This is a genomic window from Pseudomonas sp. GW821-FHT07F05 (assembly GCF_059418765.1).
Window position 1 is genome coordinate 68,261 of the sequence record NZ_JBWKQL010000016.1, and the last position, 19,474, is coordinate 87,734.

The 19,474-nt window shown below is 58.5% G+C and carries 13 protein-coding genes; 9 read left to right on the forward strand and 4 right to left on the reverse strand.

The window, feature by feature from the left end; all coding sequences use genetic code 11:
• Positions 1-17 precede the first annotated feature (17 nt).
• Positions 18-2,432, reverse strand: coding sequence for a DNA translocase FtsK (locus tag AC07RO_RS24190; protein WP_282370040.1), 2,415 nt, complete (start codon positions 2,430-2,432; stop codon positions 18-20).
• A gap of 487 nt (positions 2,433-2,919) precedes the next feature.
• Between AC07RO_RS24190 and aat the strand changes: the two genes are divergently transcribed.
• From aat to infA, 3 genes are all read left to right on the forward strand, one after another.
• A complete protein-coding gene (aat, locus tag AC07RO_RS24195; RefSeq protein WP_495087252.1) occupies positions 2,920-3,609 on the forward strand; it encodes a leucyl/phenylalanyl-tRNA--protein transferase in 690 nt (229 codons plus the stop codon).
• Positions 3,610-3,657: 48 nt separating this feature from the next.
• Positions 3,658-4,365, forward strand: coding sequence for an arginyltransferase (locus tag AC07RO_RS24200; protein WP_065989154.1), 708 nt, complete (start codon positions 3,658-3,660; stop codon positions 4,363-4,365).
• 101 nt (positions 4,366-4,466) lie between these two features.
• Positions 4,467-4,685: a translation initiation factor IF-1 gene (gene infA / locus AC07RO_RS24205; protein ID WP_002553999.1), complete on the forward strand. Its 219-nt coding sequence runs from the start codon at positions 4,467-4,469 to the stop codon at positions 4,683-4,685.
• 306 nt (positions 4,686-4,991) lie between these two features.
• On the opposite strand, the gene clpA is transcribed toward infA, so the two are convergent.
• Both clpA and clpS read right to left on the reverse strand, forming a co-directional pair.
• On the reverse strand, positions 4,992-7,262 hold the full coding sequence (gene clpA, locus AC07RO_RS24210) for an ATP-dependent Clp protease ATP-binding subunit ClpA (RefSeq protein WP_495087253.1): 2,271 nt from the start codon (positions 7,260-7,262) through the stop codon (positions 4,992-4,994).
• A 29-nt stretch (positions 7,263-7,291) separates the two neighbouring features.
• Positions 7,292-7,654: an ATP-dependent Clp protease adapter ClpS gene (gene clpS / locus AC07RO_RS24215; protein WP_122536342.1), complete on the reverse strand. Its 363-nt coding sequence runs from the start codon at positions 7,652-7,654 to the stop codon at positions 7,292-7,294.
• 222 nt (positions 7,655-7,876) lie between these two features.
• Between clpS and cspD the strand changes: the two genes are divergently transcribed.
• Both cspD and AC07RO_RS24225 read left to right on the forward strand, forming a co-directional pair.
• Positions 7,877-8,143: a cold shock domain-containing protein CspD gene (cspD, locus tag AC07RO_RS24220; protein WP_192174835.1), complete on the forward strand. Its 267-nt coding sequence runs from the start codon at positions 7,877-7,879 to the stop codon at positions 8,141-8,143.
• 597 nt (positions 8,144-8,740) lie between these two features.
• Entirely contained in the window at positions 8,741-10,966 is a 2,226-nt protein-coding gene (locus AC07RO_RS24225) for an NADP-dependent isocitrate dehydrogenase (RefSeq protein WP_495087254.1), read from the forward strand.
• A gap of 108 nt (positions 10,967-11,074) precedes the next feature.
• Here the strand turns inward: AC07RO_RS24225 and AC07RO_RS24230 are convergent, their stop codons facing one another.
• Positions 11,075-15,427 (reverse strand): fibronectin type III domain-containing protein, encoded by a 4,353-nt coding sequence (locus AC07RO_RS24230; RefSeq protein ID WP_495087255.1) that lies wholly within the window; start codon positions 15,425-15,427, stop codon positions 11,075-11,077.
• Between the two features lie 216 nt (positions 15,428-15,643).
• On the opposite strand from AC07RO_RS24230, the gene AC07RO_RS24235 reads away from it, so the two are divergent.
• The 4 genes from AC07RO_RS24235 (at position 15,644) to purB (ending at position 19,466) form a co-directional block, all read left to right on the forward strand.
• Complete coding sequence (locus tag AC07RO_RS24235; RefSeq protein ID WP_495087256.1) at positions 15,644-16,084, forward strand: NUDIX hydrolase; 441 nt, start codon at positions 15,644-15,646, stop codon at positions 16,082-16,084.
• Between the two features lie 128 nt (positions 16,085-16,212).
• The gene (mnmA, locus tag AC07RO_RS24240) at positions 16,213-17,343 is read left to right on the forward strand and encodes a tRNA 2-thiouridine(34) synthase MnmA (protein WP_423574728.1); all 1,131 of its coding nucleotides are present in this window, start codon (positions 16,213-16,215) and stop codon (positions 17,341-17,343) included.
• Positions 17,343-17,963 (forward strand): high frequency lysogenization protein HflD, encoded by a 621-nt coding sequence (hflD, locus tag AC07RO_RS24245; protein ID WP_495087257.1) that lies wholly within the window; start codon positions 17,343-17,345, stop codon positions 17,961-17,963. The genes mnmA and hflD overlap by 1 nt, the downstream gene beginning before the upstream one ends.
• A 132-nt stretch (positions 17,964-18,095) precedes the next feature.
• A complete protein-coding gene (gene purB / locus AC07RO_RS24250; RefSeq protein WP_192174841.1) occupies positions 18,096-19,466 on the forward strand; it encodes an adenylosuccinate lyase in 1,371 nt (456 codons plus the stop codon).
• Positions 19,467-19,474: the final 8 nt, after the last annotated feature.

Here is a 19,474-nt window from a genome sequence, read left to right on the forward strand (position 1 = left end):
CGCGTGACCGGGAAGTGTCAGTCACGCACAGGGGCTGGCGCAATCACTTCGCGCGAGCCGTTGGTGTTCATCGGCGTCACGACGCCCGCGTTTTCCATGGTTTCGATCATCCGCGCGGCGCGGTTGTAGCCAATCTTCAGCTTGCGCTGCACCGCAGAGATCGACGCACGACGGCTTTCCAGCACGAACTTCACGGCTTCGTCGTACAGCGCATCGCTTTCGCTGTCTTCGCCATCACCGCCGCCACCGCCACCGTCGAAGCCGCTGCCCGGCTCTTCGACGCCGGCCAGGATGTCATCGTTGTAGTTCGGCGTGCCGCGCAGCTTCCACGCCTCGACCACGCGGTGAACCTCCTCGTCCGACACAAACGCGCCGTGCACACGAATCGGCAGGCTGGTGCCTGGCGGCATGTAGAGCATGTCGCCGTGCCCGAGCAGTTGTTCAGCGCCGCCCTGATCGATGATGGTCCGGGAATCGATCTTGCTCGATACCTGAAACGCCATGCGCGTCGGGATGTTCGCCTTGATCAGGCCGGTGATCACGTCCACCGACGGACGCTGGGTCGCGAGGATCAAGTGGATGCCTGCCGCACGGGCCTTCTGCGCGATACGGGCGATGAGTTCTTCGACCTTCTTGCCGACGATCATCATCATGTCGGCGAACTCGTCGACCACCACAACGATGGTCGGCAGCTTGGTCAGCAGCGGCGCTTCGTCGTGAATGCTTTCGCGGTGGTACAGCGGGTCGGACAGCGGCGTGCCAGCCTCCTCCGCTTCGCGCACCTTCTGGTTGAAGCCCGACAGGTTACGCACGCCCATCTTGGCCATCAGTTTGTAGCGGCGTTCCATTTCAGCCACCGACCAGCGCAAGGCGTTGGCGGCGTCTTTCATGTCGGTCACCACCGGGCACAGCAAATGCGGGATGCCTTCGTAGATCGACAGCTCGAGCATCTTCGGGTCGATCATGATCAGCTTGGCGTCTTCCGGCCCGGACTTGAACAGGATCGACAGGATCATCGCGTTCACGCCCACCGACTTACCGGAACCGGTGGTACCGGCGACCAGCAGGTGCGGCATCTTGGCGAGGTCGGTAATGACCGGCTTGCCGCCGATGTCGTGACCCAGCGCCAGGGTGACCGGTGATTTCGCGTCGTCGTATTCCGGCGTCGACAGGACCTCGGAGAAACGCACGATCTGACGATCTTCGTTGGGGATTTCGATACCGACGGTGGTCTTGCCGGGAATGACCTCGACCACACGGACGCTGGTCACTGCCAGGGAGCGCGCCAGGTCTTTCGCCAGGTTCGAGATACGGCTGACTTTCACGCCGGCAGCCGGCTGGATTTCGTAACGGGTAATCACCGGGCCGGGGTGAATCGAGTCCACGGTGACTTCGACGCCGAATTCCTTGAGCTTGATCTCCAGCAGATGACCCACCGCTGCCAGGGATTCAGGCGAATAGTTGAGCTGCTTTTTCTCTGCCGGGTCGAGGATCGAGATCGGCGGCAAGGTGCCTTCTACGGCGCTGTCGACGAACAACGGCGCCTGTTTCTCTTTCTGTACGCGCTTGCTCGGCTCCGGTGCCCGTGGAGGTGCCGGCGCAATGACGGCGGGCACGTGCTTCTCGCGGGCGGCCATGTGCTCGGTCAACGCCTGTTCGCGCTCGATCAGGCGCTCCTTGGCTTTGGCTTGCTCCCGTCGATCCGGGGCAACCGGAGCAACTACTTCGTCGACACGCATGTCGACTTCACGCAGCTGAGCCACCATCTGCTTGCGCTCGTTGCGCGCGGTCCACCAGCGGTTGAGCGAGCCCGTGAACAATTCGATCAGGTCCAGGGTGATCTTGCCGGTGTTGTCCATGACCTTGAACCAGGACAGATCGGTGAACACGGTCAGACCGAACAAAAACAAGGCGATGAACAGCAATGTGCTGCCCTGAACATTCAGCGCGCGCTTGGCCAGATCGCCCAGCACTTCGCCCAGCACGCCACCGGCAGAACCCGGCAGGCCCGATGCCGAATGAAAGTGCAAGTGCGCCAGCGAAGCGCCGGCGAGTACCAGAAACACCAGACCGATCATGCGCCAGGAAAACAGCCAGCCGCTCCACTGCCACGGCTCATGGCGATGGCGGAAAACCTGATAGGCCTTGATCCCCAACAACAGCGGGAAGATGTAGGCGAAGTAGCCGAGGATCATGAACAGGATGTCGGCAGAGTACGCACCGGCGAAGCCTGCGGCGTTCTGAACCTGGGCAGAATTGCTTGAGCTGCTCGTGTGGCTCCAGCCTGGATCGCCCTGATCGTAGGTCAGTAGCGCCATGATCAGATACAGACACAGCGCGCCGAACGCGATCAGTGCACCTTCCTTGAGCCGGTAGTGCAGGTGCTGCCGCCAGAGCGGAACGGGGGTGGGTGCTATGGTGGATTTCTTCAAAACGCTTCAATTCCTGCGCGCAAGCGCGAACATCTGATGATTGACTGTGTACGACTGCCTTGGCGAAATGGCAGTGCCTTTCCCGAACATCGGGCCTGAATATCGGTCCGACGGTCAGCATGACCCCCGGGGAAAACACGACTGCGATAACGCACGCTCGACAGGTGACTTGAAATGAGGTTAAACAACATCGGCATTGTACGGATTTGCGCGCCGCGCGCTACGTTAGTCTGGCGCGGAGCTTGCCGATCTTCAAGCTTCGACGCCCGCAGACAATTGCGGCACGCATTTTCTTTGCCGACAAAGGCTTATGACGCGTAGCTACTGGTTCCTTGAACTGTCAAAAGGCCATGCCGGAATGAAGAAATCAAGCGGTCCGACATCCCGGTTCGATCAGGCGGCTTGTGACCCCGTTTGCAGCACGGAGTTGCAATTCGCAATGACGACCCGCGCTGACTCCCCTCCCCTCTCGTAAAGTCTGGATGCCATGCTGACCTGGTTACAACGCGACACCCTTGATTTTCCTGCGCTGGAAAAAGCCATGCGCGAGCCCAACGGACTGTTGGCCGGCGGCGGCGATTTGTCTGCCGATCGCCTGATCGCTGCGTACCGCCATGGCTGTTTCCCCTGGTATCAGCAGGGCCAGCCGATTCTGTGGTGGTCGCCGGACCCGCGTACCGTGCTGTTTCCGGATGAACTGCATGTGTCGCGCAGTCTGGGCAAGTTGCTGCGCCAAGGGCGTTATCGGGTCACGTTCGATCAGGACTTCCCGGCGGTCATTCAAGCGTGCGCCGAACCTCGGGCCTACGCAGACGGCACATGGATAACCGACTCCATGCAGGCGGCCTACATCGAACTGCACGCGCGTGGGTTCGCCCATAGCGTTGAGGTCTGGGAGGGCGACGCCTTGGTGGGCGGCTTGTATGGATTGGCCATGGGCCAGTTGTTCTTTGGCGAATCCATGTTCAGCCGCGCCGACAACGCTTCAAAGGTCGGCTTTGCGACGCTGGTCGAACATTTGCAAACGTGGGGATTTGTCCTGATCGATTGCCAGATGCCGACCGAGCACCTGCTAAGCCTTGGCGCTCGGTCGATTCCACGGCAGACCTTCGCCGACTGTCTGCGCGAACATCTGGATAAGAGCACTTGCGCCGACTGGCTGCCTAGGCGAGTTTGAGTCGGCTGGCATACACTCTTAACTCAAGGTTTTTCTCGAGGGTTGATCATGACCGAGCTGGCGCGGCTGAAGTTCTATGCCACTCAACCCCACTCCTGTAGCTACCTGCCCGAGGAACAAGCCACCACGCTGTTTCTCGACCCCAGCCAGCCGATGGACGTCCAGGTCTATGCCGATCTCTCGGACATGGGGTTTCGCCGCAGTGGCGATCATTTGTACCGTCCGCACTGCCAGAACTGCAGCGCCTGCGTGCCTGCGCGCATTCCGGTCGGGCTGTTCGTGCCTGATCGTCAGCAGAAACGTATTTTCAAAAGGAACGCCGACCTCGAAGTGACGAGCACCAAGCCGCATTTCAGTGAAGAGTACTTCGATCTGTATCAGCGCTACATCGAGCAGCGCCATGCGGACGGCGATATGTTCCCGCCAAGTCGCGACCAGTTTTCCACGTTCCTGGTACGGGACCTGCCGTTCTCGCGGTTTTACGAATTTCGCCTGGAAGGCCGGCTACTTGCCGTTGCCGTCACTGACCTGCTGCCCAACGGTCTTTCGGCCGTTTACACGTTCTACGAACCCTCGGAAGAGCGCCGCAGCCTGGGGCGTTACGCGATTCTCTGGCAGATCGCCGAAGCCGCACGCATGCAATTGCATGCCGTGTACCTCGGTTACTGGATAAAGAACTGCAAAAAGATGAATTACAAGACCCAATATCGCCCCATCGAGCTGCTCACCAATCAAAGATGGGTCACTCTTTACTGAAGCCCTTGGCTTAAACCTCAATTTTCGGGCACAATGCAGCCCGCTTTTGCCTGGCTGCCGTTTGCACCGGGCCATTCATTGGATACCGAGGGCTTTACTGCATGTCGAAAGAAGACAGCTTCGAAATGGAAGGCACTGTCGTCGACACCCTGCCCAACACCATGTTCCGTGTGGAGTTGGAAAATGGGCACGTCGTAACCGCGCACATCTCCGGCAAGATGCGCAAGAACTACATCCGCATTCTTACCGGCGACAAGGTCCGCGTTGAGCTGACGCCCTACGACTTGAGCAAAGGGCGCATCACTTACCGCGCCCGCTAACAGGTCTTAACAAAAACGCCCGGCCCATGCCGGGCGTTTTTTTGTGCGCGGAATATAGAGGCGGCATCACTCGATCCCACAGACCGCGGCACGTTGCAAAAAAGGCAGAGCACTCGGTCCGTCAGAACGCGGCACGTTGCAAAAGATGTGGGAGCGACCGGGGTGGCGCTCCACCTTGCTCGCAAAAAGGCCCGAAGGGCTTCAAAGTAACATTCTCAAGCCAACCCAAACCAAACCCCACAAACCAGCCAGACACAAAAAAGGCGCCAATCGGCGCCTTTCAGGTTTGTTGCATCAACCGAAGCGTCAGGCCAGTTCAGCCGTGGTTTCGTAATCGAACGAGATCTCGCCGTCCCTGATGTCGATGTGTACCACACCGCCATGCTCGGACAACTCGCCGAACAGAATCTCCTCGGCCAGCGGACGCTTGATCTTGTCCTGGATCAGACGTGCCATCGGGCGTGCACCCATCGCTGCGTCGTAACCCTCCTCGGCCAGATAACCCCTCACCGCGTCGGTCACCTCCAGCAATACGCGCTTGTCTTCCAGCTGCGCCTGAAGCTCGGTGAGGAACTTGTCCACCACGTTCTTGATAACCTCATGGCTGAGGCGACCGAATTGAATGATGGTGTCCAGACGGTTGCGGAATTCCGGCGTAAAGCTCTTCTTGATCACTTCCATCGCATCAGAAGAGTGATCCTGATGGGTGAAACCGATCGAAGCGCGCGCGGCCGTTTCAGCACCGGCGTTGGTGGTCATGATCACGATCACATTGCGGAAGTCCGCCTTGCGCCCGTTGTTGTCGGTGAGCGTCCCGTGGTCCATCACCTGCAGCAGCAGGTTGAAGACTTCAGGGTGCGCCTTCTCGATTTCATCGAGCAGCAGCACGCAATGCGGCTGTTTGGTGACGGCTTCGGTCAGCAGACCGCCCTGATCAAAACCGACATAGCCCGGCGGCGCACCGATCAGACGCGATACGGTGTGACGCTCCATGTACTCGGACATGTCGAAACGCACCAGCTCGATACCCAGCGCCTTGGCCAGCTGACGCGCTGCCTCGGTCTTGCCGACACCGGTCGGACCTGCGAACAGGAACGAACCGACAGGCTTGTCCGGGGACTTGAGGCCTGCACGGGACAACTTGATCGCGGTGGACAGCGAGTCGATGGCTGCGTCTTGACCAAACACGGTCAGCTTCAGGTCGCGCTCCAGGTTACGCAGCAACTCCTTGTCGGAGCTGTTGACGTGCTTCGGCGGAATCCGCGCGATCTTCGCGACGATGTCTTCAACCTGCGGCACTTCAATGCGCTTGACGCGCATTTCCACCGGTTGCAGCCGCTGATAGGCGCCCGCCTCGTCAATCACGTCAATGGCCTTGTCGGGCATGTGACGGTCATTGATGTAGCGCGATGCCAGTTCGGCAGCGGCACGCAGGGCTTCGTCGCTGTATTCGATATTGTGATGCTGTTCGAAACGGCCCTTCAGACCGCGCAGAATGCCGATGGTGTCCTCGACAGACGGCTCCGAGACGTCGACCTTCTGGAAACGACGGGCCAGCGCACGGTCTTTTTCGAAGATGCCGCGGAATTCCTGGAACGTGGTCGAACCGATGCAACGGATATCACCCGACGACAGCAACGGCTTGAGCAGGTTGGACGCATCCATCACGCCACCGGACGCAGCGCCTGCACCGATGATGGTGTGGATTTCGTCGATGAACAGGATCGCATGCGGACGCTTCTTCAACTCGCCGAGCAGCGCCTTGAAGCGCTTCTCGAAATCGCCACGGTATTTGGTACCGGCCAGCAGTGCGCCCAGGTCGAGGGAGTACACGACGCTGTTGGCCAGCAGGTCCGGCACCTGATTGTCGACGATGCGTTTGGCCAGGCCTTCGGCAATGGCGGTTTTACCCACCCCGGCCTCGCCCACCAGCAGCGGATTGTTCTTGCGGCGCCGCGCGAGAATCTGAGCGACGCGCTCGACTTCCATCTCGCGCCCTACCAGCGGATCGATGCGGCCTTGACGGGCCAGCTCATTCAGGTTGCTCGCATAGGCATCCAGAGGATTGCCTGAGGAAGAAGACTCACCGCCCTCGTCATCCTGCATATCTTGCTCACCTTCAGATTGATCGCCATGCCCCGGCACTTTGGAAATACCGTGGGCGATATAGTTGACGACATCGATACGGGCAACGCTCTGCTGCTTGAGCAGGAACACTGCCTGGCTTTCCTGCTCGCTGAAGATCGCCACCAGCACGTTTGCGCCAGTGACTTCTCGCTTGCCGGAGCTCTGCACATGGAAAACCGCACGCTGAAGAACGCGTTGGAAGCCGAGTGTAGGTTGGGTCTCGCGATCCTCGTCATGCACGGGGATCAGCGGCGTGGTGGAGTCGATAAACTCCTGGAGGTCGTGTTTGAGTTTGTCGAGGTTTGCGCCGCAGGCACGCAGTACGGTGGCGGCAGCCTCATTGTCCAATAGGGCCAGCAGGAGGTGCTCGACGGTCATGAACTCATGACGTTTAGAGCGGGCCTCCTTGAAAGCCAGATTGAGGGTGACTTCGAGCTCACGGTTTAACATAGCTTCACCTCATACCCAAGTGTCCGGCGTTAACCGTCCTTCTCGATTTCACAGAGTAGCGGATGCTGGCTTTCCCTGGCGTACTGGTTGACCTGCATAGCCTTGGTCTCGGCGATGTCGCGGGTAAACAATCCGCAAACGGCCCGTCCCTCTGTATGGACGGCCAGCATGACCTTGGTCGCCAGCTCACGATTCAGGTTGAAAAACACCTCAAGCACTTCGACAACGAAATCCATCGGGGTGTAGTCATCGTTGAACAAAACCACCTTGTACATAGGCGGCACCTGCAATATCGGCTTGGCTTCCTGTACAGCGGTGCCCGACGCATCGTCCTCATGGGGATGCGGGTCATCCTGATTGAATGTTAGTCGAATCTTGCTGATTGCATGCATGGTAAAGAAGGTTCACAGAGGACGTGATTGAAATAAGTGGTGGCGGTGATACCGGTTTTCAACTGGACCGCCGCTTGACCTTGACTATCGGCCAATCGGTGTTACAAACAATAGAACCCACATTGGGTAAAAAGGGTCCGCGCAGTCAACCAAAATTTTTTAGGTCCGGCGGATGAGAGGTGATGATACTCCCATCGGAGTCCTTTGCAGAGGGATGTGACTATGCTAAGCGGTAAGGTCAAGTGGTTTAACAACGCCAAGGGGTATGGCTTCATCGTCGAAGATGGCAAGTCCGAGGACCTGTTTGCACACTACTCGGCGATCAGTATGGATGGCTATAAAACCCTGAAGGCCGGACAGCCGGTAAATTTCGAAATCATCCAGGGACCGAAAGGTCTTCACGCCATTAAAATCAGCGCGAAGATCTCCGCTGATAACCATCAGGCCGTCCCTCATCACGAGAGGCAACCCGAGGAACAGCGGGCATAGCGCAACAATCACGCCTGAGCCGGACCGTTCAAGCGCGAGATTCGATAAGCCGGTCAATCCATCAGGGTTGGCCGGCTTTTTTTGTGCCTTCGCTGCCCCGTTGCGTGCATCTATCGTGCATCTATATAGGGAAGCGAGCCAACGCAACTGTGGCCCAGGTGCTCCTTTAGTCGAAATCCGCCTCGTTACGCGTCGGGACGGATTCACACCCGCTAACTGCGACAGGTTGCCGCAGGCCCCGTGGCGCAAGGGCTGCACGGTTTTCCCGGGGAATCCTCATGCATCCCGAGACCTGCGCAATCGTCCCGGGCACCGCAAAGCCGTCACACGAGTACCGTAGTAATGGCCGGGTGCAGTGATATACTCAGCGCCGGTGACCGTTGGGTCATTGGGGGCCGAACCACCTGAACCCAGGCTTTCAGCCCTCGACAGGCCGGACCGCTACCCGGGTCCGACCGTTTGACGCTCGACTGATGCACCCCCTATCACGCGACGAAATTCTCGACTTTCGGCTCATCGATACTTTGGGCGAAAGTGCCTACCCTGCGCATCTCGAAATTTTGTGTACGCTCAGCAAAGAAGAGAGTTATCCCGAATATGTCCAACCGCTCGAAGATCATCTACACCTTCACTGACGAAGCGCCAGCCCTCGCCACCTACTCACTGCTGCCTATCATCGAAGCGTTCACCGCCTCCGCTGACATCGCCGTTGAAACCCGCGACATCTCGCTTGCAGCCCGCATCCTCGCCAGCTTTCCCGAGCGCCTGGGTGACAAGAAGGTGTCCGACGATCTGGCAGAGCTGGGCCAACTGGCGACCACGCCGGAAGCCAACATCATCAAGCTGCCGAACATCAGCGCCTCGGTTCCACAACTGAAGGCCGCGATCAAGGAACTGCAAGCCAAGGGCTACGACATCCCGAACTACCCGGACGAGGTCGTCACCGAAGCCGACAAGGTTGCCCAGGCTGGCTACGACAAAGTGAAAGGCAGTGCCGTGAACCCGGTGCTGCGTGAAGGTAACTCTGATCGCCGGGCGCCGCTCTCCGTCAAGAACTACGCGCGCAAGCACCCGCACAAAATGGGCGCCTGGTCTGCGGACTCCAAGTCCCACGTGGCGCACATGGACGACGGCGACTTCTACGGCAGCGAAAAATCCTCGCTGATCGAAGCCGCTGGCGCCGTGAAGATCGAGCTGATCGGCAAAGATGGCAGCACCACCGTGCTGAAGGACAAGACGTCGGTACTTGCGGGCGAGATCATCGACTGCGCGGTCATGAGCAAGAAAGCCCTGCGCGCTTTCGTGGCCCGTGAAATCGAAGACGCCAAGAAGCTCGGCGTGCTGTTCTCCGTGCATTTGAAAGCCACCATGATGAAGGTCTCGGACCCGATCATGTTTGGCGAGTTCGTCGCCGAGTACTATCAGGAAGCGCTGAGCAAGCACGCTGAGGTCCTGAAAGAAATCGGCTTCAACCTGCACAACGGCATCGGCGACCTGTACGCCCGCATCAAAGACCTGCCCGCCGACCAGCAAGCGCAGATCGAAGCGGACGTCAAAGCCGTCTATGCGACCCGCCCTGCCCTGGCGATGGTCAACTCCGACAAAGGCATCACCAACCTGCACGTGCCGAGCGACGTCATCGTCGACGCCTCGATGCCGGCGATGATTCGTGATTCCGGCAAGATGTGGAACAACGACGGTGTCCTGCAGGACACCAAGGCCGTGATCCCGGATCGCTGCTACGCAACCATCTATCAAGCCGTGATCGAAGACTGCAAGCAACACGGCGCCTTCGACCCGACCACCATGGGCAGCGTGCCAAACGTTGGCCTGATGGCGCAGAAAGCCGAAGAGTACGGCTCTCACAACAAAACCTTCCAGATCGAAACCGATGGCGTGGTCCGCGTGACCGACGACAAAGGTCAGGTCCTGATGGAGCAGAACGTTGAAGCCGGCGACATCTGGCGCATGTGCCAGACCAAGGACGCGCCGATTCAGGACTGGGTCAAACTGGCCGTCAACCGTTCGCGCCTGAGCAACACCCCGGCGATTTTCTGGCTGGACCCTGAGCGCGCTCACGATGCGGCGATGATCAAGAAGGTCGAGCACTACCTGAAGGATCACGACACGGCAGGCCTGGACATCAGCATCCAGTCGCCGGTCGACGCGATGAAGGTTTCCCTGGAGCGTATTCGCGCTGGCAAGGACACCATTTCGGTGACCGGCAACGTGCTGCGCGACTACCTGACCGACCTGTTCCCGATCATGGAGCTGGGCACCAGCGCCAAGATGCTGTCCATCGTGCCGCTGATGAGTGGCGGTGGTCTGTTCGAAACCGGCGCAGGTGGTTCGGCGCCGAAGCACGTTCAACAGCTGAACGAAGAGAACTTCCTGCGCTGGGATTCCCTGGGCGAATTCCTGGCACTGGCCGCTTCCCTCGAGCACTTGGGCAACGTCTACGACAACCCGAAAGCGCTGGTACTTGCCACTGCTCTGGACAAGGCCACCGGTCAGTTCCTGGACAACAACAAGTCGCCATCGCGCAAGGTCGGCGGTATCGACAACCGTGGCAGCCACTTCTACCTGGCCACCTACTGGGCTCAGGCTCTGGCGGCACAGACCGACGATACGGCGCTGCAAGCCAAGTTCACGGAGCTGGCAAAAACCCTGGCTGACAACGAAGCGACCATCGTCGCCGAGCTGAACAGCGTGCAGGGCAAGCCACTGGACATCGGCGGCTACTACTTCCCTACCCCGGAACTGGCCAGCAACGCCATGCGCCCAAGCAAGACCCTGAATGACGCGATCAATGCGTTGAAGTAAGACGGTAAGCGCTACGCAGTACTGCAAGGATGCAAAACGAAACCCGGCCTCGTGCCGGGTTTCTTTTTTTTTGCAGGTCACTGAGGCCGGCAAAACGGCCTGGCATTGCTATGGCCGGGAAGGCTTCACGTTGAGCGTATGCCTGGTGTTCGTGTAATCGCTGGGCTCACAGCGGTCAAAGGTAGGCGTGGCTGGATCCGTTTTCTTGCAGAAAATACTTAACGATTTGACGCCTTCGCTGTTGATGGCCTCTAGCTTCACGGCGACCGAAGGGGGGTCAAGCGCCTCATTGACCAATGTGGGGAATCGAACGTCAGGTTGCTCGGTCTCAACCCCTGCGTCTGTCTGGATTGAATACAGGGTGGTTGACGGATCACCCCTGTCCCAATCGAAGATGACCCCACCACCTGGCATTAACGTGCCTTTTAAGTCTATCGGCATCGAGGGGCGGCCGTGATACATCACGAGCTCCTTAGGGGCTGAATAGTTACCCGCCGCATCATAGGCCCTAAGACCAAAGGTATGGTTTTCGCCAGTGCTGAGGCCCAGATCGGCGGTCTTGACGGGTCTTTCGCTGGCGGTTTGTACTACGTTTCCATCCACCGATAGTTCGTAGCCGGCCACGTCGGTGTCGTCGGTTGCGTCCTCCCACTTCAACAGTGGCGTGTCTGTTTCAGCACCATTCGCGCCGTAGGCATAGAAGAACGGCGCAAGCACTGGCGCAACCCGATCAACAAGCAGCAGGGCGCGGGCAGATTGATTACCGGCGGCATCGAACGCTTCCAGGTGAAAGGTGTAGGTCGTTGCGGGGGTCAGGCCCGATGCAGTGAACGTCGTCAGATCAGTTTCACCGATGGCCTCAGGCAGATCATCTCGGTAGATGTGGTAACCCGTTACGCCGACATCATCGGTGGAGGCGGTCCACTGGATAAGCAACGTGGTGCCTGTGTCCTCGCTGTATCGGGCCCCGGACGGCGCTGACGGTGGTTCGCGATCCACTAAAAGCATCGTGGGCTGCGATTGATTAAGGTTGGCGTCGTAGGCGCTCACACTGTAACGATAAGTCGTCAGGGGTTTAAGCGTGGTGTCGTGGTAGTCGGGGGTTTTGGTATCGAAGGTCGCGCCATCGTCCCGCACAATGCGATACCCGACGACACCCACATTATCGTCGGAGGGAAGCCATGAAAGTTTCAGCGACGTCGGTGTCACATCGCTGTATTCAATGTCACGGGGCGTAGACGGCGCTTCACGATCAACGAACACAGAAACAACCGCTGACTGGTTATCAGCGGCGTCCCTGGCCTGGACAGTGAAGGTGTAGTTCACACCGATCTCCAACCCCTCGACAGTGAATGTCGTGCCTGCGGTCTCGGCCAACAGGCTGCCATCCCTGTAAACCGCGTACCCCTTCATTTTCGTCTCGTCAGACGACGCGGCCCAACTCAATTTCAACGAGTGGCTTTGCAGGTCACTGAAACTCAAGCCTGAAGGTGACTGAGGTGGGGTCCTGTCGATAAACAGGGATACGGGCGCCGAATAAGTGTCATTAAACTTGTGAGCACGAACGGCCAGCATGAAGTTGAGCGGTATGACAGCTTCGTCGATCGCTATCGACGTTTCAGGCGTTACCCCTTGCACCTGTCCATCGTAGGAAATCTCATATGCCAGGCTGCTTGCGGAGCCCGCGATCTCATCCCAGCTTATTTCAAACAACCCGTCCTGGTGATTGACGACCTTCAGCCCTGTCGGCGTGGCGGGCGGTGTGGCATCGAACCCCGGAACCGCCACGGATGAGGGCGCAGAACGATTGCCATCGAAATCGACCGCTACGACGGACACCTCACTGATGCCTTGCGTGTTGAATTCATAGAAGTTGGTGTGGGTACTCCCCAATACTCGACCATCACCCGATATCTCGAACTCGGCGATGCCATCCTGGTTCACGGAATCGTCCCAGTAGATCACAGACGTTCCAGGGGTCACTTGCTGTATGACCGGCTTTGTGGGCAACACCTCGTCAAAGCTGCGGGCACAATACATCCTCATGCCGTTCAGGGCAGTGTCGTCACCCTCCCCCTGATAACCCTCGAGCCGCGTTATGAACCCTGCGGCGTACAGATCCGCAGGACAGATAAAATCGCTGCTCCAGACTCCCCAATCTTCAGGCATGGCTCCGCCAATTCGGGTACCGTCCTGGCAGACGCCGATGAGGTCGGTTGCGACCACCTCGTCGCTGTGATCTCTGGGCCACAGCGTCCTCATGGCAAAACCCTTGAGCGGCCCGTTCGAAGGGGTGCACTTATACGTCGCACTCCAGTCCCCCCAGCTTCCTCCCGCACTCTCGATCGGATTCGACTGAGCGTCTTCTGAACAAAACATTCTGACTGAGTTGAGCCCGGTGTTATCTCCGCTACCCTGGTTCTTTTCGATTTTCAAACTGAACCCCCAGGCAAACCGGCCGACCGGGCACTGAGCTTTAGCCCCCCAACTACCAAAAGAGCCATCGGCCTCCGCACTTGTTGGCACGACGTCCTGGCCCGTAAAGCTGTCCAGTGACACCTTCATATAAGAGACCTTGCCCGCCAGTTGCTGATCGCCCCCATATCGAACAGCCAATACCGATCCGTCAGCACTTTCCGTGCTCGCACCGAATCTGTCCAGATTGGCAATGCTGAAGGGAGCGGTCATGTCTTTGCGTACAAATAATCTGACGCAACCCTGCGAACAGGTTTCGGACGCATCTTTAGTACCAAAGAGCGTGATAGTGCTGCCAGCTAAAGCCCCCGTCAGCACAAAGGACTGGGCATCATCGTTTGAACATCCATAAGCATCACCATTTCCGCCCAACTCAAATGAAATGGCCGCATCCACCGGAACAGAGCAAACGTCATTGTCGCTGTCGTCAGCCAATTTTATTTTAGGCATGATGCTGCCTGTCTCGGGCTCGATAATGATGTGTGAGACCTTGCCATCAAGACCGTTGTGAGGGTGATAGGTCACCTCTACATCTGCGTTGGTGTAAGAGCGCTCATAGCTGCCCACCACGACTCGCTCGCTGAGCCCGATGTCACGCAACACGTTGATGACGGTGTAGTCGTCCGACTTGCTCGCATTAGGTTGATCGAAGACTTTTATACTGGTGCCTTTCTTGACACCTCTAAGTGCAAGGGATCGAATTTCGTCGTTCTCGCACCCTGCAGCTTTTAAGCGAATATCCCACTCGACACTGGTGGGCAAGACGCAGACGACGTCTGAGTTCAAAGCACTGGTGGGCCCTGCGTGAAGCGTTGAATCTGGATGAGCCTCGGAGACACCGTTGTTATCCTCATAGAAGTAGACGCCGCCCTCGGTCAATGCACCGGCATAGGCGACCGCATCACCCACTTGGGAGTAATCCAGAGCGAGGAAGTTGGGAATCAACCGTTTCTCATTTGCGACCGCGCACGCACGGTCAATCCGGTGTTCCAGCCACGTTAAATTATTGTCGATCTGGGCGGCATGGGCGGGGGAGGAAAACAACGTGTGGAACTGATTCAGGGTAAAAAGCCTGGGCCACGATGTAAACCCGACTTCCGAGGCGTAAGGAGTTGTCAGCGGGATGTCTGACCAGCGAGTAACACACTCCCAGTTATCAGAGGTTGTAGATCCCAGATCATAGGTATTCTCCACCTTGAAATTTGAACCCTTCGCCAGGTAGACAGGCTTGGCCGGCGTTGAATACTCACCATTGAGGTTCTCAACGAAAAAGATGATCCTTTTGTGACTGTCGATTATTTGCTGCAACGTTGGCCAATGATCATCGCGAATGTAGTCTCTAACATCAAATACGTAGTCCGACAAACCAGGCACGCTGGCAAAGGCCTCTTCGATAAATCGGCGTTCGACTCGATCTTGCAGCAATATAGTAACGACAGCGGATTTATTCTCTTCCTTATCAAGAAACCGCATGACTTTTTGCAGTTCGTCCTTGAATGGTTTTCTTGTTTTGGATGCAGGAGCGCACGGACTCTCCTCGTAACCGCCCAAGGTTTCATGACACAAATAGGCCTCAGTCCAGTAGTCGGGATAGGCCCCCAGCCTGAAGGGGTGAACGTCCCACATCAATCCGCGAACACCTCGCTCCAACTGTTCGTCCAAGTCATTCAGATAACCGTTATGAGCCGTTACCCAGACATATTCATTATAGGGCTTGGAAAAATCTCGAATGTATGGCGCGCTGTTGCCCACTCCGGCGTGGTCGGGTTCAGGTTTCTGAAGACTGCGGTCTTTGGCTTGTAATATTACCTCCGGCGACACTGTTGCACTGCCCCGCTGCTCGCCTGCCACTTCAAGCGGCCCCGCCCACCCTCTTTGCATTAATCCAATTAGAAGTATCACCCCAAAAACGATAGGTCGCCATTCAATAACGTCTACATACCGGCAAGCGCACGACCGGCCTTTATCAACATCCATAGTGTTCATGTACTTCTCCATTTATAACGGGCGACCCTATCCGGCACTCAATGAATGCGGACTTGCGCACTGATACAACAACCTTATCTTTCAGTTAAGCACTATTTTTCCCTGGCAAGAAAAGCAAATGCTGGATAAGACCAACGGTAGCCAAGAGGACGGGTTTGAGGCAGGTCACTGTAGCGGCTATGCTCCGAAACCTTATTTATATTCTCCGAGCTATCCATGACCTGGCACCCCCACATCACCGTCGCAACCGTCATCGAAGACGATGGCCGTTTCCTGTTCGTCGAAGAATTGAAAAACGGCAAGCTCGTGCTCAATCAGCCTGCCGGGCACCTCGAGCCTGATGAAACGTTGCGCGAAGCGGCCATCCGCGAAACGCTGGAAGAAACCGGCTGGGACGTCGAACTGACGGGCGTCGTCGGCATTTACCTGTACACAGCCCCATCGAATGGCGTGACCTACCAGCGCGTGTGCTTTTCGGCCAAAGCAACGCGGCACCACCCCGAACGTGCGCTGGACACCGGCATCGTCGGCGCGCCCTGGTTCAGCCGCGATGAACTCGCCCGTCAACCGGAGCGCTGGCGCAGCAAGCTGGTATTGCGCTGCATCGACGACTACCTGGCAGGCCCGATTCACAGTCTGGACGTTGTACGCGACTGACTGGCCCTTTCCCGGCTGAAGCCGGTCCTGCTCATCCCATGCGTCTGTGCAACTGAATAGCTTTTAGCCTTGGCGCCGACTCCCTGCTAGAATCGCGCCCTTTCCTGCTGCTACCCAATCGAATTCCTATGTCTGATTCAGCCTTTTCCGATACAGAAAAGAAGCGCGTCATTGTCGGCATGTCCGGCGGCGTGGATTCTTCGGTCTCCGCCCTTCTGCTCATGGAGCAGGGATACCAGGTGGAAGGCCTGTTCATGAAGAACTGGGAAGAAGACGACGGAACGGAATACTGCACCGCCATGGACGACCTCGCGGACGCCCAGGCCGTGTGCGACAAGATCGGTATCAAACTGCACACCGTGAATTTCGCGGCCGAGTACTGGGATCACGTCTTCGAGCATTTCCTCGAAGAATACAAAGCCGGGCGCACGCCGAACCCGGACATCCTGTGCAACCGCGAGATCAAGTTCAAAGCCTTTCTCGACTACGCCTTCATGCTCGGCGCTGACCTGATTGCCACCGGGCACTACGTGCGCCGCCGCGACATCGACGGCCGCACCGAACTGCTCAAGGGCCTGGACCCGAACAAGGACCAGAGCTACTTCCTGCATGCCGTCGGCGGTGAGCAGATCGCCAAGACCCTGTTCCCGGTCGGTGAACTGGAGAAGCCCGAGGTGCGTGCCATCGCCGAGAAATACCAGCTGGCGACCGCGAAGAAGAAGGACTCGACCGGTATTTGCTTCATCGGCGAGCGTCGTTTCACCGACTTCCTCAAGCAATACCTGCCTGCGCAGCCCGGCGAAATCAAGACCACCGAGGGCGAGGTCATCGGTCGGCATGCCGGCCTGATGTACCACACCATCGGCCAGCGCCAGGGCCTGGGCATCGGCGGACTGAAGGACGCCGGCGATGAGCCGTGGTACGTGCTGGTCAAGGATCTGGAGCACAACGAGCTGATCGTCGGCCAGGGCAACGAACACCCGTGGCTGTTCTCCCGCGCCCTGCTCGCGTCGGAGATCTACTGGGTCAATCCGATCGACCTCAGCAGCCCGCGCCAGCTGACCGCCAAAGTGCGTTACCGCCAGAGCGACCAAACCTGCACCCTGGAACGTACCGAGACCGGCTATCGCGCCACCTTCGACGAACCGCAACGCGCCGTGACGCCGGGCCAGTCCGTGGTGTTTTACGACGGCGAGGTCTGCCTCGGCGGCGGCGTTATCGAAATCGCCGAGCCGTGGCACACCAGGGATGCACGTTGATGACCCCGATTCAGGAACAACTTGTCGCCCTGGCCGGAGTCTTTCAGGCCGCTGTGCTGGTCGATCGCATCGCCAAGACCGGCCAGGCCGGTGAGGCGGCTGTTGGCTGCCTGATGGGCACGCTGCTGGTCATGGACCCGAAAGACACGCTGGACGTGTTCGGTGGCGACGACCTGAATCTGCACGAGGGCTATCGCGCCCTCGCCAGCGCTCTGGAACGCGATCCGGCCACGCTGCAACGGGAACCCCTGCGTTATGCCCTGGCGATGCTGGGCCTGGAACGTCAACTGTCCAAGCGTGAGGACATGCTCGACACCATCGGCAAGCGCCTGCCGCAGATCAAATCCCAGGTCGAGCATTTCGGTATCGCGCACGAAAACGTCATTGCCGCCAGCGGCGCGCTGTATCAGGACACCCTGAGCACCTTGCGTCAGCGGATTCAGGTCCACGGCGACATGCGCAATCTGCAGCAACCCAACAATGCCTCGAAAATCCGCGCGCTGTTACTCGCCGGTATTCGGTGCGCGCGACTTTGGCGACAAGTGGGCGGCCACCGCTGGCAACTGGTCGTCAGCCGCCGCAAGTTATTGAAAGAACTGTATCCATTGCTTCACCGCTGAGTGGCCAACCCCATTCAGCCCGCTCCGAACCTGACATCGCGCGAGTCATAACGGTCAGCCAGCCTCGGCTGACCGGAATTTTCATGTATGATACGCGCCCCTTTTCGTCGCCTGACAGTCCGAGAACACCCCATGCAGCTTTCTTCGCTCACTGCGGTTTCCCCTGTAGATGGCCGCTACGCCGGCAAAACCCAGGCCCTGCGCCCGATTTTTAGCGAGTACGGCCTGATCCGTTTCCGCGCCCTGGTGGAAGTACGCTGGCTGCAACGCCTGGCGGCTCACCCGCAAATCCCTGAAGTGCCGGCATTCTCCGCCGAAGCCAACGCCCTCCTCGATGCCCTGGCTAACGATTTCGCTCTCGAGCATGCCGAGCGCGTGAAAGAGATCGAGCGCACCACCAACCACGACGTCAAGGCCATCGAGTACCTGCTCAAGGAGCAGGCGGCCAAGTTGCCGGAGCTGGCCAAGGTCAGCGAGTTCATCCACTTCGCCTGCACCAGCGAAGACATCAACAACCTGTCCCACGCGCTGATGCTGCGTGAAGGCCGCGACACCGTGCTGCTGCCGCTGATGCGGGAAATCGCCGAGTCGATCCGCGAGCTGGCGATCCGCTTCGCCGCCGTGCCGATGCTGTCGCGCACCCACGGTCAGCCAGCCTCGCCGACCACCCTGGGCAAGGAACTGGCCAACGTCGTTTACCGCCTTGAACGCCAGATCGCTCAAGTCGCTGCCGTGCCGCTGCTGGGCAAGATCAACGGCGCCGTCGGCAACTACAACGCGCACCTGTCGGCCTACCCGGACATCGACTGGGAAGCCAACGCCCGCGCCTTCATCGAAGACGAGCTGGGTCTGGGCTTCAACCCCTACACCACGCAGATCGAGCCGCACGACTACATCGCCGAGCTGTTCGACGCGATCGCCCGCTATAACACGATCCTGATCGACTTCGACCGCGACATCTGGGGCTACATCTCCCTGGGCTATTTCAAGCAGCGCACCATCGCCGGCGAAATCGGCTCGTCGACCATGCCGCACAAGGTCAACCCGATCGACTTCGAAAACTCCGAAGGCAACCTCGGCATCGCCAACGCGCTGTTCCAGCATCTGGCCAGCAAATTGCCAATCTCCCGTTGGCAGCGTGACCTGACCGACTCCACTGTGCTGCGCAACCTCGGCGTGGGCTTCGCTCACAGCGTGATTGCCTACGAAGCGAGCCTGAAAGGCATCGGCAAGCTGGAGCTCAACGAGCAGAAGATCGCCGCCGATCTGGACGCTTGCTGGGAAGTCCTGGCCGAGCCGATCCAGACGGTCATGCGTCGCTACGACATCGAGAACCCGTACGAGAAGCTCAAGGAACTAACGCGCGGCAAGGGCATCGGCCCTGAAGCACTGTTGACCTTCATCGACGGTCTGGACATGCCTGCCGAAGCCAAGGCCGAGCTGAAAAAGCTCACGCCGGCGAACTACATCGGCAACGCCGTGGCGCAAGCCAAGCGCATCTGACCGCACTG